The sequence below is a fragment of the Pseudomonas sp. FSL W7-0098 genome (assembly GCF_005930585.1).
Lineage (GTDB): Bacteria > Pseudomonadota > Gammaproteobacteria > Pseudomonadales > Pseudomonadaceae > Aquipseudomonas > Aquipseudomonas bubulae.
The window spans coordinates 68,324-91,621 of sequence record NZ_RXHW01000004.1 but is presented as its reverse complement, the minus strand read 5'-3'; the positions used below and the strand labels follow the sequence as shown (position 1 = coordinate 91,621).

At 59.9% G+C, this 23,298-nt stretch carries 19 protein-coding genes; 7 read left to right on the top strand and 12 right to left on the bottom strand.

What is annotated here, in order from left to right; translation table 11 throughout:
- The first annotated feature begins 68 nt into the window (after positions 1–68).
- From ftsY to rpoH, 4 genes are all read left to right on the top strand, one after another.
- A complete protein-coding gene (gene ftsY / locus FHL07_RS08525) occupies positions 69–1,508 on the top strand; it encodes a signal recognition particle-docking protein FtsY (RefSeq protein ID WP_138738374.1) in 1,440 nt (479 codons plus the stop codon).
- Positions 1,505–2,176, top strand: coding sequence for a cell division ATP-binding protein FtsE (gene ftsE, locus FHL07_RS08520; RefSeq protein ID WP_016782600.1), 672 nt, complete (start codon positions 1,505–1,507; stop codon positions 2,174–2,176). Before ftsY ends, ftsE begins: the two co-directional genes overlap by 4 nt.
- A complete protein-coding gene (gene ftsX / locus FHL07_RS08515; RefSeq protein WP_094999798.1) occupies positions 2,173–3,195 on the top strand; it encodes a permease-like cell division protein FtsX in 1,023 nt (340 codons plus the stop codon). Before ftsE ends, ftsX begins: the two co-directional genes overlap by 4 nt.
- 114 nt (positions 3,196–3,309) lie before the next feature.
- The gene (rpoH, locus tag FHL07_RS08510; RefSeq protein WP_004419731.1) at positions 3,310–4,164 is read left to right on the top strand and encodes an RNA polymerase sigma factor RpoH; all 855 of its coding nucleotides are present in this window, start codon (positions 3,310–3,312) and stop codon (positions 4,162–4,164) included.
- Between the two features lie 54 nt (positions 4,165–4,218).
- On the opposite strand, the gene FHL07_RS08505 is transcribed toward rpoH, so the two are convergent.
- Positions 4,219–4,653 (bottom strand): hypothetical protein, encoded by a 435-nt coding sequence (locus FHL07_RS08505; protein WP_095032579.1) that lies wholly within the window; start codon positions 4,651–4,653, stop codon positions 4,219–4,221.
- 189 nt (positions 4,654–4,842) lie between these two features.
- On the opposite strand from FHL07_RS08505, the gene FHL07_RS08500 reads away from it, so the two are divergent.
- Both FHL07_RS08500 and FHL07_RS08495 read left to right on the top strand, forming a co-directional pair.
- Positions 4,843–5,343, top strand: coding sequence for a YgjP-like metallopeptidase domain-containing protein (locus tag FHL07_RS08500; RefSeq protein WP_095017827.1), 501 nt, complete (start codon positions 4,843–4,845; stop codon positions 5,341–5,343).
- A 51-nt stretch (positions 5,344–5,394) separates the two neighbouring features.
- Positions 5,395–5,691: a winged helix-turn-helix domain-containing protein gene (locus FHL07_RS08495; protein ID WP_094999801.1), complete on the top strand. Its 297-nt coding sequence runs from the start codon at positions 5,395–5,397 to the stop codon at positions 5,689–5,691.
- Here FHL07_RS08495 and FHL07_RS08490 read toward each other — a convergent pair.
- The 11 genes from FHL07_RS08490 to betI all read right to left on the bottom strand — a co-directional run bounded on the left by FHL07_RS08490 (position 5,682) and on the right by betI (position 20,776).
- Positions 5,682–6,143: a GNAT family N-acetyltransferase gene (locus FHL07_RS08490; protein ID WP_094999802.1), complete on the bottom strand. Its 462-nt coding sequence runs from the start codon at positions 6,141–6,143 to the stop codon at positions 5,682–5,684. The two genes, FHL07_RS08495 and FHL07_RS08490, sit on opposite strands and share 10 nt — an antisense overlap.
- Before the next feature lie 64 nt (positions 6,144–6,207).
- Positions 6,208–8,382: a YccS family putative transporter gene (gene yccS, locus FHL07_RS08485; protein WP_138738373.1), complete on the bottom strand. Its 2,175-nt coding sequence runs from the start codon at positions 8,380–8,382 to the stop codon at positions 6,208–6,210.
- Between the two features lie 106 nt (positions 8,383–8,488).
- Positions 8,489–9,667 carry an NAD(P)/FAD-dependent oxidoreductase gene (locus tag FHL07_RS08480; protein ID WP_138738435.1) on the bottom strand — a complete coding sequence of 393 codons (1,179 nt, stop codon included), beginning with the start codon at positions 9,665–9,667 and terminating at the stop codon, positions 8,489–8,491.
- A 144-nt stretch (positions 9,668–9,811) separates the two neighbouring features.
- Positions 9,812–11,149: an ATP-dependent RNA helicase DbpA gene (gene dbpA, locus FHL07_RS08475; RefSeq protein WP_228795946.1), complete on the bottom strand. Its 1,338-nt coding sequence runs from the start codon at positions 11,147–11,149 to the stop codon at positions 9,812–9,814.
- A 150-nt stretch (positions 11,150–11,299) separates the two neighbouring features.
- The gene (mdtD, locus tag FHL07_RS08470) at positions 11,300–12,730 is read right to left on the bottom strand and encodes a multidrug transporter subunit MdtD (RefSeq protein WP_095017825.1); all 1,431 of its coding nucleotides are present in this window, start codon (positions 12,728–12,730) and stop codon (positions 11,300–11,302) included.
- 125 nt (positions 12,731–12,855) lie between these two features.
- Entirely contained in the window at positions 12,856–14,193 is a 1,338-nt protein-coding gene (locus FHL07_RS08465; RefSeq protein WP_138738372.1) for a TldD/PmbA family protein, read from the bottom strand.
- On the bottom strand, positions 14,193–15,635 hold the full coding sequence (locus FHL07_RS08460; protein ID WP_138738371.1) for a TldD/PmbA family protein: 1,443 nt from the start codon (positions 15,633–15,635) through the stop codon (positions 14,193–14,195). Before FHL07_RS08460 ends, FHL07_RS08465 begins: the two co-directional genes overlap by 1 nt.
- A gap of 132 nt (positions 15,636–15,767) precedes the next feature.
- Entirely contained in the window at positions 15,768–16,463 is a 696-nt protein-coding gene (locus FHL07_RS08455; RefSeq protein WP_094999807.1) for an RraA family protein, read from the bottom strand.
- 292 nt (positions 16,464–16,755) lie between these two features.
- Entirely contained in the window at positions 16,756–18,459 is a 1,704-nt protein-coding gene (gene betA, locus FHL07_RS08450; protein ID WP_094999808.1) for a choline dehydrogenase, read from the bottom strand.
- A gap of 141 nt (positions 18,460–18,600) precedes the next feature.
- On the bottom strand, positions 18,601–20,073 hold the full coding sequence (gene betB / locus FHL07_RS08445) for a betaine-aldehyde dehydrogenase (RefSeq protein ID WP_094999809.1): 1,473 nt from the start codon (positions 20,071–20,073) through the stop codon (positions 18,601–18,603).
- 109 nt (positions 20,074–20,182) lie between these two features.
- Entirely contained in the window at positions 20,183–20,776 is a 594-nt protein-coding gene (gene betI, locus FHL07_RS08440; RefSeq protein WP_094999810.1) for a transcriptional regulator BetI, read from the bottom strand.
- A gap of 476 nt (positions 20,777–21,252) precedes the next feature.
- Between betI and FHL07_RS08435 the strand changes: the two genes are divergently transcribed.
- On the top strand, positions 21,253–23,190 hold the full coding sequence (locus FHL07_RS08435; protein ID WP_238705530.1) for a BCCT family transporter: 1,938 nt from the start codon (positions 21,253–21,255) through the stop codon (positions 23,188–23,190).
- Positions 23,191–23,298 lie beyond the last annotated feature (108 nt).

Here is a 23,298-nt window from a genome sequence, read left to right as displayed (position 1 = left end):
TTTCACACCGAATATTATTTGCCGGGGCGCCACAGTGGCGCGTCGCTACGATGAGATAGCCGTCCTCCATGTTTGGTTCCAACGACGACAAGAAGACCCCAGCTGCGGCTGGCGAGAAAAAAGGCCTGTTCGGATGGCTGCGCAGAAAGCCGCAGGAAACCGTCGTGGAACAACCCGCGCCTGCGCCCGAAATCATCCCTGAGACGCTGGTTGAGGCCACTCCGGTGGAGGTCGAGGCCGCGCCCGAAGTGGTCGTGGTTGCCGCCGAGCCTGCGATTGAATTGGCCCCCGAGCCGGCACCGTGGCCGCACTTGCCTGTCGCCGAAGAACCGGTGGCGCTTGTCGAGGATGTGCAGGCACCGCATATCGTGCCGCCGATCCCCGAGCCCGAGCCTGTTGTTGAAGCGCTTGCGGTGGTCGAGACTGTTGTTGAGCCAGAGCCAGAGCCAGAGCCAGAGCCAGTTGCCGTCGTCGCGCCTGTAGTCGCTCCTGCACCTGCACCTGCGCCTGTGGTGGCTGCCCCAGCCCCGTTGGTCGAGGCCCCGGCCCCCGCGCCAGTTGCGCCCCCCGAGCAAAAAACAGGCTTTTTCGCTCGTCTCAAGCAAGGCTTGTCCAAGACCAGCGCCAGCATTGGTGAAGGCATGGCCAGCCTGTTTCTGGGCAAAAAAGCCATTGATGACGATCTGCTCGAAGAGATCGAAACCCGACTGTTGACCGCCGACGTGGGTGTTGAAGCAACCTCGGTGATCATCAAGAACCTGACGCAGAAGGTCGCGCGCAAGCAACTGACCGATGCCGATGCACTCTACAAGTCGCTGCAGGACGAGCTGGCGGCCATGCTCAAGCCGGTGGAGCAACCGCTGAAAATCGAATCGCAAAACAAGCCATTCGTGATTCTGGTGGTAGGCGTCAACGGCGCGGGTAAAACCACCACCATCGGCAAACTGGCGAAAAAACTGCAGCTTGAAGGCAAGAAAGTCATGCTGGCTGCCGGTGATACCTTCCGTGCGGCCGCCGTCGAACAGCTGCAAGTGTGGGGCGAGCGCAACCATATCCCGGTGATTGCCCAGCACACTGGCGCGGATTCGGCGTCGGTGATTTTTGACGCTGTGCAAGCTGCCAAGGCCCGTGGCATCGACGTATTGATCGCCGATACCGCTGGTCGCCTGCATACCAAAGACAACCTGATGGAAGAACTCAAGAAAGTTCGCCGGGTCATGGGCAAGCTTGACGAAGACGCTCCCCACGAAGTGCTGTTGGTGCTCGATGCCGGTACCGGGCAGAACGCTATCAACCAGACCAAGCAGTTTGATCAGACCGTTGCCCTCACGGGTCTGGCACTGACCAAGCTCGATGGCACGGCCAAAGGCGGGGTGATTTTCGCCCTGGCCAAGCAATTCAATATTCCTATCCGCTTTATCGGTGTGGGTGAAGGCATTGATGATTTGCGTGATTTTGAGTCCGAACCCTTTGTCCAGGCTCTGTTTGCGGAGCGGGAGCGTCCATGATTCGTTTCGAGCAGGTCGGTAAGCGCTATCCAAATGGACACGTGGGCCTGCACGAGCTGAGCTTTCGGGTCCGTCGAGGCGAATTCCTTTTTGTGACCGGCCACTCCGGCGCAGGTAAAAGCACGCTGTTGCGCCTGTTGCTGGCGATGGAACGCCCGACCAGCGGCAAATTGCTACTGGCGGGGCAGGACTTGGGGCAAATCAGCAACGCGCAGATCCCTTTTTTACGTCGCCAGATCGGTGTGGTTTTCCAGAACCACCAGTTGCTGTTTGACCGCACAGTGTTCAACAACGTCGCCCTGCCGCTGCAAATTCTCGGCCTGTCCAAGGCTGAAGTCGCCAAGCGTGTCGACTCGGCGCTGGAGCGCGTAGCGCTGTCGGACAAGACCGACCTGTACCCGGGTGACTTATCCACGGGTCAGCAACAGCGTGTAGGCATTGCCCGCGCCATCGTGCATCGCCCGGCCTTGCTGCTGGCCGATGAACCCACCGGTAACCTCGACCCGCGCCTGGCGGCGGAAATCATGGGCGTATTTGAAGACATCAACCGCTTGGGCACCAGCGTACTGATTGCCAGTCATGACCTGGCGCTGATCGCACGCATGCGCCATCGCATGCTGACCTTGCAGCGCGGACGCCTGATCGGTGACGGGGAGGCCGCGCAATGAGTGCCACCCGCAGTTCCAAAGTATCCGAGCGCGTAGCTCCAAAGGCTGCCGACCCGCAGCCGCCGAAGAAAAAACACGATGATGACGATGGCCCGACCTTCGCCATGTTGTTTCACGCCTGGGTTGAGGCTCACCGGGCCAGTCTGCTCGACAGCCTGAAGCGCCTTGGCAAGCAGCCGATTGGTAGCTTTTTTACCTGCCTGGTGATGGCGGTTGCCTTGAGTCTGCCGATGGGCCTGTCGTTGTTGCTTAACAACGTCGAGCGCCTGGGTGGTTCCTGGCAGCGTGCAGCACAGATTTCGCTGTATCTGCAGATGGATGCCAGCAGCCAGCAGGGTGAAAATCTCAGCGATCAGATAAAAGGTATGGCAGGGGTGGCTGACGCGGAATTTATCAGCCGCGAAAAGGCACTCGAAGAGTTCCAGCAGCAGTCAGGGCTGGGCGAAGCGCTTAAAGAGTTACCCGATAACCCGTTGCCCGGTGTGGTCCTGGTAACCCCGGCAGAAGTCGATAAAGCGACGCTTGAAGCCCTTCGCGAACGCCTTGCGCAGTTGCCGAAGGTGCAACAGGCGCAACTTGATCTGGTCTGGGTCGAACGTCTGGCGGCAATCCTGAAATTGGGTGACCGTTTTGTGTTTGGCTTGACGGTGTTGCTGGTTTCAGCTTTGCTGCTGGTTATCGGTAATACGATTCGTTTGCATATCGAGAATCGTCGCATCGAAATCGAAGTCATCAAGCTGGTCGGCGGTACTGACAGCTATGTGCGCAGGCCCTTTCTTTATATGGGTGCGCTCTATGGCTTTGGTGCGGGTGTTTTATCCTGGGGCGTTTTGGCATTCGGCCTGAACTGGCTTAACGACGCGGTGGTGGGGCTGGCTGGCTTGTACGGCAGCAATTTTGCCTTGGCGGGTGTGCCGGTAGCCGATGGTCTGTCTCTCTTGCTTGGCGCGGTGCTGTTAGGGTATATCGGTGCATGGATTGCAGTTGCGCGTCACTTACGTGAGCTTTCGCCTAAATAGTTTTCTTTTTGCCTGTTGACCTTTTCAGCTTTTTTTGGGAACTTTTTTCCAGGTTTCCGGTCAACTTTCGCAGTGCTGAACTGCACGAGTTATGTGAGACGGAGGTTTTTTCGTATGACCACTTCTTTGCAACCTGCGTATGCGTTGGTCCCTGGTGCGAACCTCGAGGCCTATGTCAATACGGTGAACAGCATTCCATTGCTGACACCGGAGCAGGAGCGTGAACTGGCCGAGAGTCTCTATTATGAGCAGGATTTGGGGGCGGCTCGGCAGATGGTGCTCGCCCACCTGCGTTTTGTTGTACACATTGCCCGTAGTTATTCGGGCTATGGCCTGGCTCAGGCTGACCTGATCCAGGAAGGCAACGTCGGCCTGATGAAGGCGGTCAAACGCTTCAACCCTGAAATGGGTGTGCGTCTGGTGTCTTTTGCGGTGCACTGGATCAAGGCAGAGATCCACGAATTTATCCTGCGCAACTGGCGGATCGTGAAAGTTGCGACCACCAAGGCTCAGCGCAAATTGTTCTTCAACCTGCGCAGCCAGAAAAAACGTCTGGCCTGGTTGAACAACGATGAAGTGCATCGTGTGGCTGAAAGCCTCGGCGTAGAGCCTCGCGAAGTGCGCGAGATGGAAAGCCGCCTGACCGGTCATGATATGGCGTTCGACCCGGCAGCCGAAGCTGACGACGACAGTGCGTTCCAGTCGCCAGCCAACTACCTGGAAGACCACCGGTATGACCCGGCACGCCAACTGGAAGATGCTGACTGGACCGACAACTCCACCAGCAACCTTCACGAAGCGCTGGAAGTGCTGGACGACCGCAGCCGTGACATTCTGTATCAGCGCTGGCTGGCTGAAGAAAAAGCCACGCTGCACGACCTGGCGCAGAAGTACAACGTGTCAGCCGAGCGGATTCGTCAGCTGGAAAAAAGCGCGATGAACAAGCTCAAACTGTCGATTGCCGCCTGACCGGCCCGACCAAAAAACGCCTCGATCTGATCGGGGCGTTTTTTTTTGGAGGAATTAAAGCCCCCCCTTGCCAGCCTGCTTCGCGCAGGGCCAGTTTGACGGTTGTGCCTTTAGCAACTCTGGATCAACACCATTGGCCCTGAGCAGTGAGTCCACCAGTGATCGGGACATCTCCACCGAATGCACCAGCGACCACACCAGCCCACGCTCTATGCCGCTGGCGTATGCGGTGATTTCATCCGAGACCTCTTCTGCGCTTTTGAGCATCAGCGACACATGGGACAGCGCTTCGATTGCACGGATATCAGGCAGCACGGCAAAGGGTGATTGCTTGCCTGCCCTTAGTGCACGGGTGGGTTTGAGGTTTTCCAGGCAAACGGGCGGGGCCTGAAGCAGGGCGTCGAGAATAAGCCGGGTGGTTTCATCGTGCTGATGATCATCCCGGGGAGTGTGAATGGCTTTGTGATCGTCGGGCGTCGGCTTTTTCATGTTTCTTCCACGGGGGAGCATCGGCGACTGGTGAAGATAGCCCTGTGAGTTTGCGGGTCGCAAGCAGCGCTTGTGTGCATCGTGTTTTCTCGGAAGCGTCTGCCTTTTGGCAGCGTAAAAGTCTGACGTGGGCGCCCGGGGATCGAATTCGCTACACTGGCGCACTTTTACGCTGTGCGTTGGCGCCCCATGACTGTGCTCAAATACCTCCAGGCTTACCCCCAGACCTTGCAAGAGCAGGTGCGCCAATTGATCGAGCGCAACCAGCTGGGCAGTTACCTGAGCGAGCGTTATCCACAGCGTCATGCCGTGCAAAGCGACAAGGCCCTGTATGCCTACGCTCAGGAGCTCAAACAGGAATACCTGCGCAATGCGCCATCCTTTGACAAGGTGCTGTTTGATAACAGGCTCGACCTGACCCACCGTGCGCTGGGTTTGCATACTGCTATTTCACGGGTTCAGGGCGGCAAGCTCAAGGCTAAAAAGGAACTGCGCGTGGCCTCGCTGTTCAAGGAAGCGGCGCCCGAGTTTTTGAAGATGATCGTGGTCCACGAGCTGGCCCACTTGAAAGAGTCAGACCACAACAAGGCGTTCTACAAGCTGTGTGAGCACATGTTGCCGGGTTATCACCAGCTGGAGTTCGACCTGCGGGTGTACCTCACGTGGCGGGATATGCAGGGCAAAACCTGACACTTACTTTATGTGTGGGAGCGGACCCGTAAAGACGGGCAGGAGTTCTGAATGGAAGTCAGCAAAACCAAAAGCAGCTTTTACCGGCGCTTGTATGTGGCCTGGTTGATCGATAGCCAGATCGCCAGCAGCGTGCCTGCCTTGACCGAAGTCACCGGCATGCCGCGTCGTACCGCCCAGGACACCATTGCTGCCCTGGCCGATCTGGACATCATCTGCGAATTTGAACAGCAGGATGGCGCCCGCAACCATGCCGGACGCTACCTGATCCGCAACTGGGGGCCGGTGGACAAAAACTGGGTCGCTGGGCATCTGGTGCAGATCAAGCAGGTGCTGGGTTACCCCTGAGATGTCAGGCGCATGCCGATGTGCGGGATGTTGTCTTCTAGGTAGATCTCGCCCTGGGTGTTGAACCCGTGTTGCTCGTAAAAGGGTTGCAGGTGCGCTTGGGCGGACAGGAATACGGGCTGCCCCGCCCAGTACTCTTCGATATTTTTCAGGGCCTGTTCAAGCAGGGTATGCCCAAGCTTTTGCCCGCGGCCTTCGACGGCAACGATTACGCGGCCGATCACTACGTCACCTCCCTGGGACTCGGGGTCGAGGATGCGGGCGTAGGCCACCAGCTGGTCGTCTTGCCAGCCCATCACATGCAGCGTATCGCCCGTCAGGTCTTGCCCGTCGACGTCCTGATAGGCGCATTTCTGCTCGGCGACAAATACTTTTGAGCGCAATTCGAGGATTGCGTAGAGCTGTTCCTTGCCCAGGTCGTTGTGGTGTTTGCAGAGCCAGTCGGTGGTCACGATCTTGTCCTTGTTGGCGAGTTCATGTCTCGATAGTAGGCGTGATGCCGACTGGCGCCAAGGCCTAAGGTGCCTTGACCAAATGCGCGGCCAGGGTGCGCAGTGGCCCGAGCTGGCGGCAAATCAGCGCCAGTTGGGTTTGTACCAGCCTCTGGTTTTCATCTATTTCATCGGGCATTTGTTCAAGTTCGCCGGCCAGGGCCTCTTCCTCATCACTTTGCACTGCAACGGCCTGCTTGGTGGCCAGGCCCTGGGCAATCTGGTCGATGCTGTCGGCAATCTTGCTCCCGGCCCCTTCAATCAACTGCTCGCGCACTTCGGCAGGCAATTGGGTGTCGCGGTGGGCGCCCAGGCCAGAGAGGTAACTGAGCAAAGTGTGGGACAGCACCAAAAAGCGGAAGCCCATGTCTGCATCCTTACGGAAATGCCCGGGTTCCATCAGCATATTGGCCAGGGTGGTCGACAGCGCCGCATCGGCGTTATGTGCGTTACGCCGTGCCAACCGATAGGCCAGGCTGTCGCTTTTACCCTGGGCATATTGCTGCATGATCTGGCGCAGGTACTGGCTGTTGCAGCTCAGGGTATTGGCCAGCACCTGGTTCAGGCGACGACCCTGCCAGTCAGGCAAGAACAGGAACACCGCCGCTGCCGCGATCACGCTACCCACCAGGGTATCGAACAGGCGCGGCAGGAACAGTCCGTAACCATCGCCCACCTGATTGAAGCAGAACAGAATCATCAGGGTGATGGCCGCCGTGCTCAGGGTGTAGCGCGTGGTGCGGTTGATAAAGAACACCACCCCGGCCACGACGGCAAACATCGACTGCACCAGCGGGTTGGGGAACAGATCGAACAACGCCCAGCCCACGGCCAGGCCGATGGCTGTGCCGATAATCCGCTGGCTGAACTTGCGCCGCGTGGCGCCGTAGCTTGGCTGGCACACGAACAGCGTGGTGAGGATGATCCAGTAGCCCTGGCTTGGGTGAATCCAGTGCACCATCGCAAAACCGATACTCAGGGCCAGGGGCAGGCGCAAGGCGTGGCGGAAGATCAGCGAGGTGGGTGTCAGATGCTGGCGCAGGCGTGACCAGACATCCTTGAGGTTGCGTGGCGAACGGTCGAGCAGGCTGCTATCGGTGGCATCGGCCAGGGTGTCGGGGTTGCTTGCATCGCTCAGCAGGCGGTCGAGGGTGCCGAGGTTGGCGGCCAGTGCCCGCAATGAACGCAACAGTCCGCGCCAGGCCGGGTTGCTCTGGATGCGCAAGTGTTCGAGGGAGGCATGCAGGTCTCCAAGAGCCTCGGCAAAGCTGTCGTCATAGACAAATGGCTGGCGCAGCTTGATCGACTCCGACAGGCGCTGGCAGGCCACGCCTTGCTGACGCAGCAGGCGCTGGCAGCGGAACATCACATCACTGTGGAAGAAGGCATCGGCCAGGGCGTTGTACGGGTAGTGCGATGAGCTGGCTCGCTCGTGGATGTCCTGCGCGAGGAAATACAGCTTGAGGTAGCGGCTGAGTTTGGAGCCTGGCCGAGTATTGCCGACCCGGTGCAGGATGATTTCCTTGGCGGTGTTCAGCGCCGCCACCACCCTGCCGTTTTGCCGGGCCAGTTCCAGCCGGCCCGCTTCCACGTCCAGTTTGCGGATGGGCTCGAACAGCGCCGACTTGATTTTCAGGTACAGGCCAAGTTCCCAGAACAACCGGGCCAGGCTCTGTTGCACCGGCTGATTGGAAAACAGCGCCTGCCACAGCACCGACAGTATCCCGTACCAGGCGGCACCGGCCACCAGCAGCAAGGGTTCATGCCAGAAGTTGGTGACTTCGCCGCCGCGTTGATCCACGCCGATCATGGTGTACACGGCCAGAATCAGTGTGGCTGAAGCAATCGCCCCGTAGCGCTCGCCCAGCGCGCCGAGCATGGTCAGGCCGAAACTGGCCAGGGCCAGCGCGCAGACCATCAGCCAGGGGTAGGGGAAAAGCAACTCGACACTCAGGGCCGAGGCGGTGAAACACACCAGCGTCACCAGCAAGGCGTTGAGACGGCCTTGCCAGCTGTCATCGGTTTCAGACAGGGCGCTGGCGATAATCCCCAGAAACAGCGGGATCAGCAGCGACATCTCATCCTGATACCAGCAAAAAGCCATGCTGCCGGTCAGGGCGACAAATACCCGCACGCTGTAACTGAACTTGTCCAGTGCCCACAGGCGACGCAGGGAATGCTGAAAGCTTTTCGATGACATGAAGTGGCGGTGCCTGGCTCGTGATTCGCTAACTTGAGCCAGATAAGACGACAGCGCAATGGGGCTGTCACATCGAACCAAAAATATTTTTTATGCAGGGGGCGGGTCAGACGAACTGCGCCGCCGCATACCCCGATGCCCATGCCCACTGGAAGTTGAAACCGCCCAGATGGCCGCTGACATCCAGCACTTCGCCGACAAAATACAGACCGGGGCTTTTCAGCGATTCCATGGTCTTGGACGACACTTCGCGGGTATCGACCCCACCCAGGGTCACTTCAGCGGTGCGATAACCTTCGGTGCCCGCGGGGACCACCTTCCAGCACGCCAGTTTGTCCGCCACCTGCGCCAGCTCCGCCGGGGTGTACTGCTTCATTGGTTTGGACTCGAACCAGTGCTCGGCCAGCAGATTGGCCATCTTCTTGGTGAAGATTTCACCCAGCAGGGTTTTCAACTCGCTGTTGGGGCGTTCAGCCTGCTGTGTTTGCAGCCAGCTCAGGGCGTCGAGATCGGGCAGCAGATTGATCTCAACCGTGTCGCCGGGGTTCCAGAACGAGGAAATCTGCAAGATCGCCGGCCCGCTCAAACCACGGTGGGTGAACAGGATATTTTCGCGAAAGCTCTGGTCGTTGCAGCTCACCAGGCAATCCACCGACGTGCCCGACAGCTCGGTGCAGATCTCTTTGAGCTGATCGGTGATGGTGAACGGCACCAGGCCTGCGCGGGTTGGCAGCAAGGTGTGGCCGAACTGTTTGGCGATTTGATAGCCGAAGCCTGTGGCGCCCAGGGTCGGGATCGACAGCCCGCCGGTGGCGACCACCAGAGACTGGCAGTCAACCGGCCCCAGCGTTGTATTGAGGCTGTAGCCGTTGTCGGTTTTTTCGATCTGTTCGACTGAAGTGTCCAGGTGCAGGCTGACGCCGGCCTGTTTGCACTCGTCGAGGAGCATTTCGAGGATGTCGCTGGATTTGTTGTCGCAAAACAGCTGGCCGAGTTTTTTCTCGTGGTAGGGTACGCCGTGTTTGGCGACCATCTCGATAAAGTCCCACTGGGTGTAGCGGGCCAGGGCCGACTTGCAAAAGTGCGGGTTCTGCGACAGGAAATTGTTGGGCTCGGTGTACATGTTGGTGAAGTTGCAGCGGCCACCGCCCGACATCAGGATCTTTTTGCCTGCCTTGTTGGCGTGGTCGATCAGCATCACCTTGCGCCCACGGTTGGCGGCGGTCAGTGCGCACATCAGGCCTGCGGCGCCAGCGCCAATAATCACAACGTCGGTAGAGCGCAAAGCGGTGTCCTCGGTAAAAGCAGCCCTCACCCCAGCCCTCTCCCTGAGGGAGAGGGAGCTGGACCAGGGTGATTTCGAATTCTATGCAAATCTGCCCCCTCTCCCTCCGGGAGAGGGTTGGGGTGAGGGGGCTCTTGAAGCGTCTTACAAAACCCGCACGCGCAATACGCGGCCTTTGATTTTGCCTTCGCTCAGGCGCTGTGCAGCCTGCTTGGCAATGGTGCGGTCAACCGCCACGTAGGCCTGGAAGTCAAAGATGGCGATCTTGCCAACCTGGGCCCCCGGGATGCCTGCGTCGCCGGTCAGTGCGCCAAGGATATCGCCTGGGCGAACCTTGTCTTTACGACCTGCGCCGATCACCAGTGTGCTCATGGCCGGCAGCAACGGTGCGCCGCCCTGAGAGGTGAGGGTGTCCAGGGTTTCCCAGTTCAGCGGAGCTTTCTGCAACTGCTCGATGGCCTGGGCGCGGTGCGCTTCGGACGGGGCAACCAGGCTGATGGCCACGCCTTTTTCGCCCGCACGGCCGGTACGGCCAACACGGTGAATATGGATTTCCGAATCGCGGGCCAGCTCAACGTTGAGCACCATGTCCAGCGCGTCGATGTCCAGACCACGGGCGGCTACGTCGGTGGCAACCAGTACCGAAGTCGAACGGTTGGCAAACATGGCCAGTACCTGGTCACGGTCGCGCTGCTCCAGGTCGCCGTGCAGGCCGACGGCCGAAATGCCCTTGGAGGTCAGGTGATCAACGGTTTCCTGCACCTGCTGCTTGGTGAAGCAGAACGCCACGCAAGACTGCGGGCGGAAGTGGCCCAGTACCTTGGTCACGGCGCTCATGCGCTCTTCAGGCGAGATTTCGTAGAAACGCTGCTCGATTTGGCTGTCAGTGTGCAGTGCCTCTGCTTTTACCTGCTGAGGGTTGCGCATGAACTTGGACGACAGCTGCTTGATACCGGCCGGGTAAGTGGCCGAGAACAGCAAGGTCTGGCGACGCTCCGGGGTTTTGACAATGATGTCTTCGATGGCGTCATAGAAGCCCATGTCCAGCATGCGGTCAGCTTCGTCCAGTACCAGGGTGTTCAGACCGTCCAGTACCAGCGAGCCTTTGCGCAAGTGTTGCTGGATACGCCCCGGAGTGCCGACGATGATGTGCGCGCCGTGCTCCAGCGAACCGATCTGCGGGCCGAACGACACGCCGCCACACAGGGTCAGCACCTTGATGTTGTCTTCGGCGCGGGCCAGGCGGCGGATTTCCTTGGCGACCTGGTCAGCCAGTTCGCGGGTCGGGCAGATCACAAGGGCCTGGCAGCCGAAGAAGCGCGGGTTGATCGGGTTCAGCAGGCCGATGCCGAAGGCGGCAGTTTTGCCACTACCGGTCTTGGCCTGGGCGATCAGGTCCATGCCTTTGAGGATCACCGGCAAGCTCTGCGCCTGAATCGGCGTCATCTGGGCATAACCGAGGGAGTCGAGGTTAGCCAGCATGGCGGCGGACAGAGGCAGAGTGTTAAAAGCGGTGGCAATGGTGGTCACGGGACTGGCCTGCAAAACAAAATGTCGCGCAGTGTACCAGTCCCATGCCCTTTGCCTGAACATTCTGGACGAGATGTCATCCAGTTCTTGGCGAAAAGTAGCTTAATGTTCCAGCTCATGTTCCGAGTTGGCCTTGGGTTTGCGGCCATCCTGGGGTGACAGTTGCAGGAATATCGCCGCTGCAAGCATCGCCATGATCCCTACTGTGAGGAAGGTCAGCTGGAACGCGCCCAGCACCGTGTCCACCCCATCGTTGCCGCCATCCCCGGTAAAGCCGCCAAGCAATGCCCCGGCGCAAGCCACGCCCAGGCTCAGGGACAGTTGCGCCACCACCGACAGCAAACTGTTGCCGCTGCTGGCACTGGCGTCGTCGAGGTCAATCAGGGTGACGGTGTTCATGGCGGTGAACTGCAATGAGTTGATCGCTCCCAAAACGGCCAGCATTGACAGCAACAACGGGTATGGCGTGTGTTCGGTAACCAGCCCCATGCTGGCCAGCATCAGGCCCAGGGCGAAGGTGTTGGCCGTCAGCACGGTGCGGTATCCCACGCGCTCGATCAATGGCCTGGCCACCCATTTGGCCAGCATGGCGGCCGCGGCCAGTGGCAGCATGCTCATCCCGGCCTGTGACGGGGAATAGCCCAGCGCGACCTGCAACAGCAAGGGCACCAGAAACGGCAGGGCGCCGCTGCCCAGGCGGGCGAACAGGTTACCGAGGATGCCCACTGCGAAGGTCTTGGTTTTAAACAGTACCGGGGAGAACAGCGGGTTGCTGATATTGCCCGCGCGTAACCAGTACGCTGCCAGACAGGCCATGCCCGCAAACAGCAGCAACATCACCCGCAGGTGCGGCATATGCAGCTCGCCCAGGCCTTCCATGGCGATGGTGATAAACACCATCGCCGCGCCAAACAGCACAAAACCCAACCCGTCAAAACGGGTGCGCTCGCTGCCGCGCAAATCCGGAATGAAGTGCCAGACGGCCCAGCAACCGAGAACGCCCACGGGCAGGTTGATCAGGAAAATCCAGTGCCAGCTCAGGTACTGCACCATCCAGCCGCCCATCGTGGGGCCGATCAGCGGGCCGAGCAGGCCGGGAATGGTGATAAAACCCATGATCCGCACCAGCTCCGAGCGCGGATAGGCCTTGAGCACCACCAGCCGGCCGATGGGCAACATCAGGGCACCACCCAGGCCCTGGACGATCCGTGCGCCGATCAGCTCGTTGAGAGTGCCGGACAGGGCGCAGAGCAACGAGCCGAAACTGAACAGCAGGATGGCGCTGAAAAAGATTTTTTTGGTGCCGAAGCGGTCGGCGATCCACCCCGAGGCCGGGATCAGCAAGGCGACGGTGAGCATGTAGGCAACGATTACACCCTGCATGCGCAGCGGGTTTTCGTCGAGGTCGCGGGCCATGTCGGGCAGGGCGGTGTTGAGGATGGTGCCATCGAGCGACTGCATGAAAAACGCGATGGCCACCACCCACGGCAACCAGCGCAGGGTTTCAGGGCTTAGAACCGGGCGTACGGGCATAGGACCTCTTTTTATGGACTGTCGATAATCCTCTGTGGGAGCGGGCTTGCTCGCGATGCAGAGGCCCGGGTTTTTTCAGGTAAACCGCAGCGACGCAATCGCGAGCAAGCCCGCTCCCACAGGTGTTACAGCGTCAGCGTGAGCTTTTTGACCAATGCCCCCGGCAGCAGATTTGACGCCGTCTGGCGTTGGTCGTAGGTGCTGGCCGACAGCAACAACTCACGCTCGGCTGTCAGCGCTTCCAGTTGTGAACCCAGCAGACTATAGACGCTGTCATCAAAGCGCATGGTGTTGACCGGGGCCTTTATCTCGCCGTTTTCCACCCAGAAAGTGGCAAAGCGGGTCATGCCGGTCAGGCGGGCGGCCGGTTGGTCCGAGTAGTTCAGGTACCACAGGTTGCTGATATACAACCCGGTGCCCAACTGCTTGAGGATGTCGGCCTGTTCGAGGGAGCCTGCCGCCATTGCCAGCGCACTCGGGGCCTCGTACTCCGGAGCACCGTTGACCTCAAGGCCATATTCAGCAGCACTGCGCGAGCTCACCAGTTGCTGCTCGGCCTTGCCGTGTTTGACCAGCGACAAGTCCTGACGCGGATACCCCTCGCCGGAAAACGCCGGGCTCAGGGACTGGCTGACCTGCTCGTCAAACGACACCAGCGGGCTCAGTTGGGCATCGCCCGCGTAGAGCTTTTGCAGCGGGCTGGATTTGCTGGCCAGTGCCTGGGCCGAAAAACCGCCCCAGCACAGCATGCTCATCACTTCTTCCAGCGCCGCCGGCGCCAGGTAGGCTCGGTACTCACCGGGCGCCAGGGCATGCAGCGGGCGATCGAGGAAACTCAGTTGCTCGCGGGCCAGTTGCATGCGCCGGGCGAAACGTTCGCTGTCCCAGTCGGCGCCGGCGTAGCTGGCCTTGACCGCCTGACCGTTGCTGTGGAACAAACTCCAGTCGAAATTGAAGCTATTGGCCTGATGCCAGCCAAACGCGCCCTCGGAGCTGGCATAGCCGTAGCTGATCGGGCCGCTGGCATAAAATCCGACCAGATCTACGCCTTTGGATGCACTGCGGATTTCTTCCAGAACCCGGGCCGTGTCCGGCAGGGGCTGGTTCTGCACGTTATGGCTCTTCCACGGCTGCGGGTTGAGCAGTAAATACGGATCGGCGGGCAACAATGGCAAGGTGTCGCGCAGTTGCCGCAGGGCATCGGCCAGGCGCTGTTTGTCGACATTAGGCTCGCCAGCCAGGGTGAGGTTCACATCGGCGTGGCGGCCGTCGTGGATCAGCTTCAGGCTCAGGCTGGCCTGTTGCACCTGCCCGGCCTGACGCACCTTGCCCTTGTTGAAACGGATAAATTCCGATGCTTCGCCGTTATAGCCCAGGGTGAACTGCTCAGGCGCAAGGATCGCTTTGCCCAACCACTCGACCAACCCCTTGAACTGCTCGGCCTGACTCAATGGGGTACTCATCAGGCATCACCTCCAAACACATCGATTTGACTGAACACGCAGGCGGGGGACGCATGGCCCACGCGGATCACCTGGTTGGGTTCGCCCTTGCCGCAGTTCGGGGTGCCCAGCACCTTGAAGGTGCTGGCGTCGCCCACGGCGCTGAGGTTGCGCCAGAACTGATCGGAAATGCCCCGGTAGTTGGGGTTCTTGACCACGCCCTTGAGTTCACCGTCCTCGATCAACTGGCCCCACTCGCAACCGAACTGGAACTTGTTGCGCGCGTCGTCGATCGACCAGGACCGGTTGGTGGCCATCAGAATGCCGCTTTCGATACCGCCGATCATTTGCTCAAGCGACTGATCGCCTGGCTCGATATTGAGGTTGGCCATACGGTCAATCGGTGGCCGGTTCCAGCCGCAGGCGCGGCTGTTGGCCACGCCTTCGAGGCCCGAGCGGAACTGTGACAGTGCGCCACCCAGCGGGCGTAGCAGCAAGCCTTCGCGGATCAGGAACTCCTTGTAGGCCGGGGTGCCGTCGTCGTCGAAGCGGTAGCTGGCGAGCTCCTCGGGGATGGTTGGGTCGAAGGTCACGTTCAGCAGCTTTGAGCCATATTGCAGGCTGCCGAAGTCGCTGGTCTTGACGAAGCTGGTACCGGCGTAATTGCGCTCGTCACCGAGAATGCGATCCAGTTCCAGCGGGTGTCCGATGGACTCATGGATTTGCAGGATCATCTGGTCGGGCATCAGCAGCAGATCGCGTTTGCCGACCGGAGCATTGGGTGCCAGCAGCAATTGCAGGGCCTGATCGGCGACCTGGGGTGCGGCACCGATCAGCCCGCAGCGGCTGATCACATCGGCGCCACCTTGCTGGCCGAAGTTTTCGCGACCCAGGCTGCGGCTTTGACTGTCGTTGCCGTCATAGGCAGTGACGCCCATGCCCGGGTAAACAAAGCGCTGCGCCCGGCGCAGCTCGGCGCCGGCGCTGTTCAGGTAAATTTGCTCGACGTGATTGAGGCCCAGTGAAACCACCCAGCTCACCAGCCGCTCGTCTTTGGGTACGGCGGCTGATTCGGCGCCCAGCAGGGCAAAGCACTCGCTGAGTGAGGGGAAAGCCTGGTCAAGATCGGGTGAGAAAAAGTCGGCGCGCTCATGGCACACCGGTTCCTGGCTCAGGTTGAGCAGCGCATGCCCGGCGATCAGCTGGGCCTGGGCTTCGGCGCGGTCGAGGGCCGCCTGCAGGCCGGCCTGGGACAGGTCGTTGGTGGCGGCGTAGGCTTCGATACCGCGCAACCGCACGGTGAGCATGGCGCCCTGGTCGTGACTGAATGAGGGAGGCTCTGCGACGTTCTTGCGTACCGACAGGTATTGCCCGGACTCGCGTACATAGCGTAACGAAAAGAACTCGGCCCGGGTGCGCAGCGCGGCAAAGCGCTGCTTGAGCTGAGGGTAGAAATCGAACATGCACAGACCTCCTTGGACTTGGTGGGTCTGTGGGAGCGGGCTTGTTCACGATGCAGGCAGTGCGGTTAACCCGCTGGACCGCGGTGATGCCATCGCGAGCAAGCCCGCTCCCACAGGGGCGCGCGTAGCGTGTTAAACCGGGCAACCCTTGGCGCGCAGGATGGCGTCAAAACGGTCCGGGTCCAGGGTGCCTTCTTTGATTGCCTTGAGCGTTGCCTGTTCACGGGCCAGCAGATCGTGGCAACGGATCAGCAATTCCGGCAGTTCACTGCGCGAAGCCGCAACCACGCCGTCACCGTCGCCGATCATCAGGTCGCCTGGCATTACCAGCATACCGGCACACGAGATGGGGACGTTGATTTCGCCGCCGCCGTCAGTGCTCGGACCGCGATGTACGCCGCCGATGGCATAGGCGGGCAGTTCACCGGTCTGCCACTCGTCGAGGTCGCGCAGGGCGCCGTTGATCACCACGCCGACAATCCCGGCCTTGAGGGCCATGGCACGCATGATGCCGCCGAACACGGCACGGGTCAGGTCGGCACTGCCGTCGATCACCAGTACATCGCCGGGGCGGGCCATTTGCATGGCTTTGAGGATCATCAGGTTGTCGCCCGGGCGTACACGGACGGTCAGCGCGCTGCCCAGCATCGGGCGGGTACCGTGGAACGGCTTGAGGCCCAGACCACCCACGTTGCGGCCCAGACAGTCACTGACTGCGGCTGCGGGGATCTTGCTGAATTCGGTGAGCCATTTTGGGTCGAGAGGTTCTGCGTTTGGATTAATCAGGAAGCCGGTCGGCCATTTGCTCGAAGAGACAACATCAAACATAGAAAACCTCTTGGCCAGGCAAGGCTGGCATGTCGGGTGGGGCGGGGGGGTGTGGCGCGAAGCGAGGCACTAGATTAGGCCTGCGCTGAAGCGGGGGCAAGCGGGGCAAGATGAAACTCAAGAGTTACACAAAATTCGTAGCAGCTGCCGAAGGAAGGAGGCTGCGTCCGGTTGCGAAGCGACCGTGAAACCAGATGACGCGATTCATCAGAAGAACCGCATCACCTGAATTTACGACGGCTGTGCCGCCGGACGTAGCCTCGCTCCGCTCGTCAACTGCTACGGATAGTGCTTACTGCGCAGTACGGCTCACTTCACGCAGCGGCTTGCCGCGTACCGGCGCGTCGCCTGCGACGTAGTAGTCGGCAGTGCTGCGCGGCTCCGGCTGGCGGCCACGGATCTTGTCGGCAATTTTCTCGGCGATCATGATCGTCGGTGCATTGAGGTTGCCGGTGGTGATCAGCGGCATGATCGAGGCATCGACCACACGCAGGCCCTGCATGCCATGCACACGGCCTTCGCCGTCGACCACAGCCATTTCGTCGGTGCCCATTTTGCACGAGCAGGACGGGTGGAACGCGGTCTCGGCGTGTTCGCGGATAAAGGTATCCAGCTCTTCGTCGGTCTGCTTGTCGATGCCCGGGCTGATTTCACGGCCACGAAATGCATCCAGTGCTGGCTGCTGCATGATTTCACGGGTCAGGCGGATGCCGTCGCGGAATTCCTGCCAGTCCTGCTCGCTGGCCATGTAGTTGAACAGGATGCTCGGATACTCGCGCGGGTCCTTGGACTTCACATTGATCCGGCCACGGCTCGGCGAACGCATGGAGCCCATGTGCGCCTGGAAACCGTGTTCTTTCACCCCGTTGCTGCCGTTGTAGTTAATCGCTACCGGCAGGAAGTGGTACTGGATGTTCGGCCATTCGAATTCTTCGCGGGTGCGGATAAAACCACCGGCTTCAAACTGGTTGCTGGCACCGATGCCTTTGCCCAGGAACAGCCACTCGGCACCAATGGCCGGCTGGTTGTACCAAAGCAGCGACGGGTACAGCGACACCGGCTGGGTGCAGGCGTATTGCAGGTACAACTCAAGGTGATCCTGCAGGTTCTGGCCAACGCCCGGGAGGTCGTGCACCACCGGGATATCGAGGCTGTTGAGCAGTTCGGCCGGGCCGACGCCGGAGCGTTGCAGCACGGTTGGCGAGCCGATTGCGCCGCTGCACAGCAGCACTTCCTTGCGGGCCTTGGCCTGGATGCGGGTGTCGCTGTCGCCGACCATATAGGAAACGCCAACGGCGCGTTTACCTTCAAACAGGATCTTGTCGGTCAGGGCGTGGGTGACGATTTTCAGGGTCGAACGCTGCTTGGCCGTGTCCAGGTAGCCGCGGGCGGTACTGGCGCGACGGCCGTTCGGCGTCACGGTACGGTCCATCGGGCCGAAACCTTCCTGCTGATAGCCGTTCAGGTCTTCGGTGCGCGGGTAACCGGCCTGTACACCGGCTTCAACCATGGCGTGGAACAACACGTTGTTCCCGGCTTTGGGCGTGGTCACGCTGACCGGACCATCGCCACCGTGGTAGTCGTTGGGGCCGATATCGCGGGTTTCGGCTTTGCGGAAGTACGGCAGGCAGTCCAGGTACGACCAGTCTTCGAGGCCCGGGTATTTCGCCCAGCCGTCGTAGTCCATCGCGTTACCGCGGATGTAGCACATGCCGTTGATCAGGGACGAACCGCCCAGGCCCTTGCCGCGGCCACATTCCATGCGACGGTTATCCATGTGTGGCTCTGGATCGGTCTCGAAGGCCCAGTTGTAGCGACGCCCTTGCAGCGGGAATGCCAGCGCCGCAGGCATCTGCGTGCGGAAGTCGAAACGGTAGTCCGGGCCGCCTGCTTCAAGCAGCAGCACGGTGACGCCTTGGTCTTCAGTCAGACGGGTCGCCAGGGTGTTACCGGCAGAGCCGGCACCAATGATGATGTAATCGAATTCTTGGGACATAAATGCACCCTCTTTGAAGTTGTGGCAGAGCTTGTGGGAGCGAGCCTGCTCGCGATTGCATCAGCGCGGTGCAACTGATGCACCGCGTCGCCTGTATCGCGAGCAAGCCCGCTCCCACAGGGTTTATGCGGGCCTGTCGGTTTAGAACACCGAAACGTAGTCGCCCAGCTCTACCTGTACCGATTTGATCTGGGTGTACTGAGCCAGCGAGCTGATACCGTTTTCACGGCCAATGCCCGATTGCTTGTAGCCGCCCACCGGCATTTTTGCGTCGGACTCACCCCAGGCGTTGATCCAGCAAATGCCCGCTTCCAGCTGATGAATCACGCGGTGAGCGCGGTTCAGGTCCTTGGTCACGACGCCGGCAGCCAGGCCGAACTCGGTGTCGTTGGCGCGGCGGATCACTTCTTCTTCGCTGTCGTAGGTGAGGATGCTCATGACCGGGCCGAAGATTTCTTCTTTGACGATGGTCATGTCATCGGTGCAGTCGGTGAACACGGTCGGTGCCACGAATGCGCCTTTGGCCAGATCACCTTCGGTCAGGCGTTCACCGCCGCACAGCAGGCGGGCGCCTTCTTCTTTGCCCTTGGCAATGTAGCCCAGCACGCTTTCCATGTGAGCAAAGCTGACCAGCGGGCCGAAGTTGGTGTTTTCGTCTTGCGGGTTGCCGATACGGATGCGCGCTACGCGCTCCAGAATCTTGGCTTCAAACGCCGCTTTCATGGCCGTCGGGATAAATACGCGGGTGCCGTTGGTGCACACCTGGCCCGAGCTGTAGAAGTTAGCCATCATCGCGGTATCCGCGGCGCGATCCAGGTCGGCGTCGTCGAAAATGATCAGCGGTGATTTGCCGCCCAGTTCCATGGTCACGTCTTTGAGCGACGACTGGGTAGCACTGGCGGTGACTTTCTTGCCGGTATCGGTGCCGCCGGTGAACGAGATTTTCGCGATGCGCGGGTGCTCGGTCAGCCAGGTGCCCACTTCACGGCCGCTGCCAGTTAGAACGTTGAACACGCCGTCCGGCAGGCCCGCTGCGGTGAAGACTTCGGCGAGCTTCAGGGTAGTCAGGGAAGTGACTTCACTTGGCTTGAAGATCATTGCGTTGCCGGCAGCCAGGGCCGGTGCGGATTTCCACAGGGCGATCTGGATCGGGTAGTTCCACGCGCCGATACCGGCCACAACGCCCAACGGCTCGCGACGGGTGTACACGAACGAAGTGTCGCGCAGCGGGATTTGCTCGCCTTCGATGGCGGGCGCCAGGCCAGCGTAGTACTCCAGTACGTCGGCGCCGGTGACGATGTCGACATAACGGGTTTCGGAGTACGACTTGCCGGTGTCCAGGGTTTCCAGGGCGGCCAGTTCATCGTTGCGCTCGCGCAGGATTTCCACGGCGCGCCGCAGGATTCGCGAACGCTCCATGGACGTCATGGCGGCCCAGATTTTCTGGCCTTTTTCGGCGCTGACTACAGCGCGCTCGACGTCTTCTTTGGTAGCGCGTTGCACTTGCGCGAGGACTTCGCCGTTAGCCGGGTTGATGGCATCGAAAGTAGCGTCGCTACCGGCGTCGGTGTAGCCGCCGTCGATGTAGAGTTTTTGCAGTTCGAAACGGGCCATAAAATCCTCGCAAGTGCAGACAAGTGGTGGGCGTTAATCGTGAGTCGGGTGCCCTCTAGCTGTGGCACCGCAGATTCACGACAGTTCAGGGGTTAAGCGTTAATTGGGCCTAACTCACCTGTTTCGCCAGTTGTAGATCCATATATTCGTAGCAGATGCGTTGTGCCTGGTCGGTGTCGAAGCCGTCACCGGAAAGGGCACCCCGCAACCATAGACCATCGATGAGCGCTGCCAGGCCTCGTGCTGCATTGCGGGCCTGGGCCTGGGGCAACACCCGGCGGAACTGGCAGCACAGATTGGAGTACAAGCGGTGGTCGTTGATCCGCTGCAATCTGTGCAACGACGGTTGGTGCATGCTGGCCGCCCAAAAGGCCAGCCAGGTTTTCATTGCCGGGCCATTGACCTGGCTGGCGTCGAAGTTGCCCTCGACGATGACCTGTAAATGAGCCCGCGGGCTGTCGTCGCCCAACGCCTGGCGGCGCTCGGTGACGTTGTCGATCAAGACGTTCATCAAGTACCGCATGGTGGCGGCAATCAGACCGTTCTTGTCTTTGAAGTAGTGACTGATGATGCCGTTGGACACACCGGCCAGACGGGCAATCAGCGCAATGCTGGCATCTGCCATCCCGACCTGATCGACAGCCGTCAATGTGGCTTCGATCAACTGCTGGCGGCGTATGGGTTGCATACCGACCTTGGGCATTTCGCAAATCTCCTTGGGCCGGCGGTCAGTGCAAAAACATCACTGAACGGCAGCCAGTCTATTTTGTTTTGATTGAACGTTCAATCAACAAAGAATAAGCTCTGCGACAAATCGTCGCGATTTATGTCGTTTTCCTACGCATGAATGGCGCAAATCGACACGGTAAATTCCCATGGAACCCAAGCAGAAGCAGGCTTTCGCAGGCGCTGACGGGAGATCCAAACAGGCACAACGCATCAGACCACGCGGGGCAGCCCTTGATTTCAAGGGGACGCACACAGGATTTGAACGCGGTCTGGGCGGGTCCGGTTTTTTAGCGGTGTCTTTATATCACTCGACCGTTGGTCGCTATCTAGGCGAATGGTCGTGTGGTGCGTTGCCTTAAGTCCTTGTCTCGCACTCCCTGGAGCATCCGTGCAATGAGTTCTGCCTCTCTTATAAAGACCCCACCGCAAAAGGTGACGGTCAACGGTTGGGTGTTTTACACCTCCACTGCCTTGATACTTTTGCTGACTGCCATCCTGATCATTGCTCCCGAAGAAGCGGGCCGTATCCTGGGTGTGGCCCAGGAATGGCTGTCGCGCAGCTTCGGCTGGTACTACATGGTAGTCATCGCTGCTTATCTGATCTTTGTGGTCGGGTTGGCGTTTTCGTCCTACGGAAAATTGAAACTGGGAACGAAACAGGACACCCCGGATTTCAGCTATGGCGCCTGGGCCGGGATGCTGTTCTCGTCCGGTATCGGTATTTCGCTGCTGTACTTCGGCGCATCCGAGCCGCTGGATCACTACTTCAACCCGCCTGAAGGCGTGTCGGGCAGCCATGAAGCAGCGCGCCAGGCGTTGCAACTGACTTTCCTGCACTGGGGTCTGCATGGCTGGGCGATTTACGCGCTGGTCGGTCTGGCCGTGGCCTATTTTGCCTACCGTCACAACCAGCCGCTGGCGTTGCGTTCGGCGCTGTATCCGTTGATGGGCGAGCGCTGGGTCAAAGGTGCTGCGGGCCATGCGGTGGATGGCTTCGGTATGTTCGTGACACTGCTGGGCCTGGTGACCAACCTGGGCATTGGTTCGATGCAAGTGTCGTCGGGGCTTGAGAACCTGTTCGGCATGGAGCACAGCAACACCAACCTGTTGATCGTGATCATCGTGATGAGCACCGTGGCGACCATTGCTGCAGTCTCGGGCGTTGAAAACGGCATCCGCCGACTGTCCAACCTGAACATTATCCTGTTCAGTGGCCTGCTGATTTTCGTGCTGCTGTTCGGTCCGACCCTGCACCTGCTCAACGGTTTTGTGCAAAACACCGGCGATTACCTCAACGGTATCGTGATGAAAACCTTCGACCTGTACGTGTACGAAGGCGACAGCAGGAAAACCGAAGGCTGGCTGGGCCTGTGGACTCTGTTCTACTGGGCCTGGTGGATTTCCTGGGCCCCATTTGTCGGGATGTTTATCGCGCGTATTTCCCGTGGTCGCACGGTGCGTGAACTGGTGGCGGGCGTGCTGTTGATTCCGCTGGGCTTCACCTTGGCCTGGTTGTCGATCTTCGGTAACTCGGCGCTGGACCTGGTGGTTAACCACGGTGCCGTGGAGCTGGGTAAAACGGCGCTTGAGCAGCCGTCGATGGCGATTTATCAACTGCTTGAGCATTACCCTGCGTCGAAAATTGTTATCGGTGTCTCGATCTTTGTCGGCTTTGTGCTGTTCCTGACCCCGGCCGACTCCGGCGCGGTGATGATGGCCAACCTGTCGTGCAAAGGCGGTGATGTGGACGAAGATGCGCCGCACTGGCTGCGGATCTTCTGGTCGGCGGTAATCACGCTGGTGACTATCGGCCTGCTGTTTGCCGGTAACTTTGCGGCGATGCAAACCATGGTGGTACTGGCCGGTTTGCCGTTTTCGGTGGTATTGATCCTGTTTATGTTTGGCCTGCACAAGGCGATGCGCCAGGACACTCTGGTTGAACAGGAACAAGCCGAGCTGGCTGCCCGTGGCCGTCGTGGTTTCAGCGAGCGGCTGACTGCACAGGACCTGCAACCGACTCAAGCCGTGGTGCAGCGTTTTATGGACAAACACGTGACCCCGGCACTGGAAGATGCGGCGGTACAATTGCGTAGTCAGGGGCTTGATGTGCAGACCCTGCTGGGCAGCGCCAAGCGTTGCATGGGCGTGCGGGTTGAAATGGAAGAAGGCAACCCGTTTGTCTACGAAGTCAGCCTGGATGGCTACCTGGCCGCACCGAGCGAGTCGGGTGAAGACGAAGTGCGCAGCCGTTATTACCGCGCTGAGGTGTACTTGCACAACGGTAACCAGGAGTACGACTTGATGGGCTTCACCCAGGAGCAGATCAGCCGTGACGTGCTCGATCAGTTTGAAAGCCATCGCCAACTCCTTGGCCGCGTATATAGCTAAGAACTGCAAAAGCCCCTCACCCTAACCCTCTCCCGGAGGGAGAGGGGACTGACTGCATGCTGACTCACTATCTCCACAAGTCAGCTCCCTCTCCCTCCGGGAGAGGGT